3 protein-coding genes and 1 pseudogene are annotated in these 4505 nt (G+C 55.8%); all 4 read left to right on the top strand.

The features are described 5' to 3' along the window. Positions 1–70 precede the first annotated feature (70 nt). Positions 71–349, top strand: a pseudogene (locus NW857_RS12355) (hypothetical protein); the annotation flags it as partial. Between the two features lie 79 nt (positions 350–428). Beyond that, the gene (locus tag NW857_RS12350) at positions 429–2636 is read left to right on the top strand and encodes a phosphoketolase (protein ID WP_414369117.1); all 2208 of its coding nucleotides are present in this window, start codon (positions 429–431) and stop codon (positions 2634–2636) included. Positions 2637–2662: 26 nt separating this feature from the next. Next, positions 2663–4033, top strand: a complete 1371-nt coding sequence (locus NW857_RS12345) for an AAA family ATPase (protein WP_414369116.1) — start codon at positions 2663–2665, stop codon at positions 4031–4033. Beyond that, on the top strand, positions 4026–4505 hold a 480-nt coding region (locus NW857_RS12340; RefSeq protein ID WP_414369114.1), incomplete at its 3' end, for a Rho termination factor. The genes NW857_RS12345 and NW857_RS12340, both read left to right, overlap by 8 nt.

Below are 4505 nucleotides of genomic sequence, written 5' to 3'. Positions count from 1 at the left end.
CAAGCGGGTGAGGAAACCCCACCCGCCTACGCGGTGGGGTAGTTCATTGAACTCAATACCATAACGTCCTGTAAGAGACCACCACTCCCGGTTGAGGGCTGCTCTTCAACACAAAGCCAGTCAGGGCACACGCAGTTCACGGCGCAGGTGCCGGGAGCTGCTGCAACGCCTGTCTGGCAGGGAGAGGCGCTTTCAAGCGTGGGTGAACCACTGCATCTCCACTGGCGTCAGCGGGACGGAGTCCTTTGTGATTGCGCTTTTGGGGGCTGCCGTAAACCAGCCCAGAGGCCCGTGGTTGGCTTGTCAACTGCAGGGCTACCAAAAGCCCGTACTCTATACGTCAGCATGAGTGCGGGTAGTTTACAACATCCAAAAGGCCTTATCAGGTTTAAAGTGAGGAGTAACCCGACAAAGAGTGAGGCTTGACCATGACGCTGGCTCAGGAGGCAACTGCCCAAGTTCCCGCCTTTTGCGAAGGGATCCAATACTTTGGGGATCCCTGGCCGGAATTCGATCGCCTGGGCCAGGAACCTGCAGTGGATGCTGCCACAGGCAAGCTGCGGGATCCCGGCAGTCGCATGGCCGCCTACCAGACCTTGCTCTATGCCGATGCGCTGCGCTACCTCACCCTGCAGATGACCGCCAGCAAAGCCTCGGGCCACCCAGGCGGCTTTGCCAGCCAGGCGGAAGCCTATGCCGCTTTGGTGTACCTGGGCCAAAAGAACATCCCCACCGAAGTGGGCCACCACGCCCCCGGCTTCTACGCCGCCATGTTCTTGGATGGATCCCTGGCCGAGATGGGCATCCACACGGTCTCTGACTTGCGGGCCCGCTTCCGGGAACGGGAAGGGCTGTTGGGCCACCTTTCTGGCTACATCCCCGGCTTGCTGGCGCCGGCAGGGCCACTGGGGCAAGGGCAGCACTTTGCCATGGCCGGCGCCCTGCTCTACCCGGATCGCCTCTTCCCGGTCACCATCGGCGATGGGGGCCTGGGGGAGCCCTACGTGATGAGCTCCATGATCCACTTTCACACCGCCTTCCCGCAGCGCACCAACTTCCTACCGGTGCTGGTCTGGAACGGCTACAGCCAAGAGCACCACAGCATGATCTCCACCCTCGCCAACGCCCAGATGGTTGAGTACTGGCGGGGCAACGGCTTTGAGGAAGTGGTGCTGGTGGATGCCAAAGACTTCGACGATGCCCAGCAGCCTGGCCCTTACGTCGATAGCACCCAATTTTCTCTGAAAGCCCGCTTGGCCTTTGCCCAGAGGGTACTGACCGAGATGGAGCGGGCCATTCAGTCAGCTCTAAGCGGCCACCTGACGGTTTTCATCCTCAAGCAACTGAAAGGGGCGGGCGTGCACGCCAAGGGATCCAAATCCCACAACCTCTACGCCCACCACACCTTGGATAACCCCGACATCGTGGCCGCTCTGCAAGCGCGGGCCCTGCACCCAGCCGCTTGGGCCCTGGTGCGCCAAAACTGTGAACGGGCTGCTGGGGGGCCGGCAGCCAAGGTGGTGGTCACTGAGTCTGTCCGCCCTCTGCCGCCGCTGGGATCCCTCAACTTAACTGAGTTCCCCCTCGGCGATAAGCAAGTCTCCACCACGGCCATCGGCACCCTGGTGGTGCAGGTGGGGCAGAAAGATCCCGACTTTCTGGTGGCCAATGCCGATGGTAACGAGGCTTCCGGCATCGCCAACGTCAACCAAGGTCTCAAAGTGATCCACCCCACGGCGGATCCCCTCTACAACCAACAGCCCCAAGGGCAGGTCTACGAACCCCTCAGTGAAGATGCCTGCGCCGGCTTGACAGGGGGCCTGGCGCTCTTTGGCGGGCGCTCCCTCTGGTGCTCCTATGAATCCTTTGCCGTCAACGGCCTGCCCATCTGGCAGACGGTAACCCAGGCGATGGCCGAGCTGCGCCGCCCCACCCCTGCCGCTATTGCCCTCTTCACAGCTGGAGCATTGGAACAGGGACGCAACGGCTGGACCCACCAACGCCCGGAAATCGAGGCCTACCTGGCGGCTATGATGCGCAACGGCAACATCTTCCCCCTCTTTCCCCCCGACGCCAACTGTGCCCAAGCCGCCTACGAGTGGGCCTTGTCGACCTTCAACAAAGGGATCCCGATCTTTGCCAGCAAAACCCCCCTGCCCATCCGCACCACCCTGGAACAAGCGCGCCAAGCCGTGGAGCAGGGCTGCACTGTGCTGCAGGAACTGCCTGGATCCCGCACTGTGGTCTTTGCCGTGGTGGGAGATATGATCCTTCTGCCAGTCTTTGCGGCGGCTGACCAGCTCCAGGCCCAGGGGATCGGCAGCAAAATTGTCTCCGTGGTCAGCCCTCGCCGTCTCTACCGCCCCAGCGATATAGCCTGGTCCACCTGTGCCCAACCCGATGGGGAGTTCATGTCTGACCAGGAGTTTGCCGCTTGGTTTGCCGGCGCAGCCCTTATCGGCGTGACTGGCGGATCCAGCCTGATGTTGGAGCCCCTGTTGTTGCGCTACACCGGCCCGCGCGATATTTTTGCCTGGAAACGCGGCGAAACCACCGCCACCCCTGCCGAACTCATGGACTACAACGGCCTAACGGCCCAGGCGCTGGCAGAGCGAGCCAAGCAACTGCTAGGCTGAGGGGCAAATTGGGATCCCTTCAGTCTATGACCAGTGCTATCCCCCTCCGAGAGAAGCTTGAGAGGATATCCCCCACCGAGGGCAAGGAGCAAGTCATTGTCCAACATTTCGCTATCCCCTTGCTCCATGAGCTAGGCTTTGGAGACCTGGAGATTAGGCCTGAGTTTGAAACAGGGTGCGGAGAAGTAGACTTTGCGGCTAGAAAAAACACACAACATACAGACATCTTCTTCAACTCTAGGAAAAACCCATACCTTCTCTTGGAAGTTAAGTCCAGGACAGTCAATCTTAGTGAGGGATCCGCTGCCTGTAGAGATGCAGTAGATCAAATAAAAAGGTACTTGCTTGGAGAGCATTGCAAATCAGCAAGGTGGGGAATAATTACCAATGCAAATTACATCCAGCTCTGGAGGAGACACGGGAAGGTTGTTCACCCTGTTACAGCAAACCTTGCTATCAACCTGGATAACATTGAGAACATCGTGCATGATTTACGAAACAAGATAGAAAACTACGAGCGCGCTTTGACCATATGTGTGTACAACAATAAAGGCGGTGTGGGCAAAACAACAACGGTTATTAACCTTGCAGGAGCATTAGCATATAAAGGGAAAAAAGTCTTAGCTGTTGACTTTGACTCCCAAGGAGATTTGACAAGAAGCTTGGGATTTGATTCCAAAGGAGATTTGACAAGAAGCTTGGGAGCTACTCCTGGAGAAGTTACACTAACGCAGTGTTTAAAGGATCCCAGGATAGACGTCCACGCTATTGTTAAGCCATATAGGATCCAGGCTAAGCAAAAAATCTTTTCTTTCTTTGACCTCATTCCAAGAGACCCTGAGCTGGAGAAACTGACCGACAGCGAAAATGCAGCCTATATCCAGAAAGGAACCAGGCGCCTTCGGGATCTGCTTGCCCTCCTTCGTCATGAGTATGACTACATCCTAATCGACTGCCCAACTCAGTGGCTTTACTTCAGCCAAAGTGGACTTTTTGCTGCCGACGTTATTTTGATACCTACCCGACCTGGCGATCTGTCTTCTTTAAATAATGCTGTTAGAGTAATTACCAAATTCATTCCAGAGACTGTTAAATCACGACACGACGGAGGCCCTATCGCTTTGCCTATCTTTTTTAATGGAGTCTCTTCGGGAAGTCAACATACTATTGAACTAGCAAATGAAGAAATAGGAAAGTTTATCAGCCAGGATGTATGTTTAGTTTCGTATTTTTGGCCGCGTTTTAAGAAGGGCAATGAAGACAAAAGCATTTTTAAGATACCTGAATATGCAGTGATATCTTCTGCCACTTTCGCTCGAATTCCTGCTGTTTTTAGGGACAAAAGGATCTTAGAATACTACCAAAGTCTCGCCGGCGAGTACTTTATCGATGAGTGAGTTTTCCGATCTCGGCAAGCTGGTCAACCTACCCCTCGAGAGCATTACGCCTGCCGAGGGGTTTTCCGCTCCCTCTTTCCTGGTTACTGCAGCAGCTGCTCAGTTAAGGGCAACAGGAGGGCGCAACTGGGTGCCGCTGCTAGTGGTTGAGGCTAGCGACTACCAGTACAAGGCCATTGGCAACCATTTTGTCTATGCAGTTGCTCAAGAAGCCGGGTTGGAGAGGCTGTGGTGTATTATTGTTGACCCAGCCCCGGAGCAGGTGGAGCAGGCCCAAGTTCTCACTAGAGAAATGGTTCCGAAGGTAAATTTGACGGAGGCTTCTAGGGAAACTATCTTGGCTGCGCTGAGATACCTGGCCGAGCAGCCCGGCACCCCCCTCAAGGGAGTTGATGTAACCATTGCAGCCGCGCGAATTGCAGAGGCAGATAGGAGCTGGTGGCAGAACTTAACTCCCATAACCAAGCTAGGA

Source organism: Synechococcus sp. H55.9, from assembly GCF_047462355.1.
Lineage (GTDB): Bacteria > Cyanobacteriota > Cyanobacteriia > Thermostichales > Thermostichaceae > Thermostichus.
The sequence above is the reverse complement of the archived record's forward strand: the minus strand, read 5'-3'. Positions and strand labels throughout refer to the sequence as shown.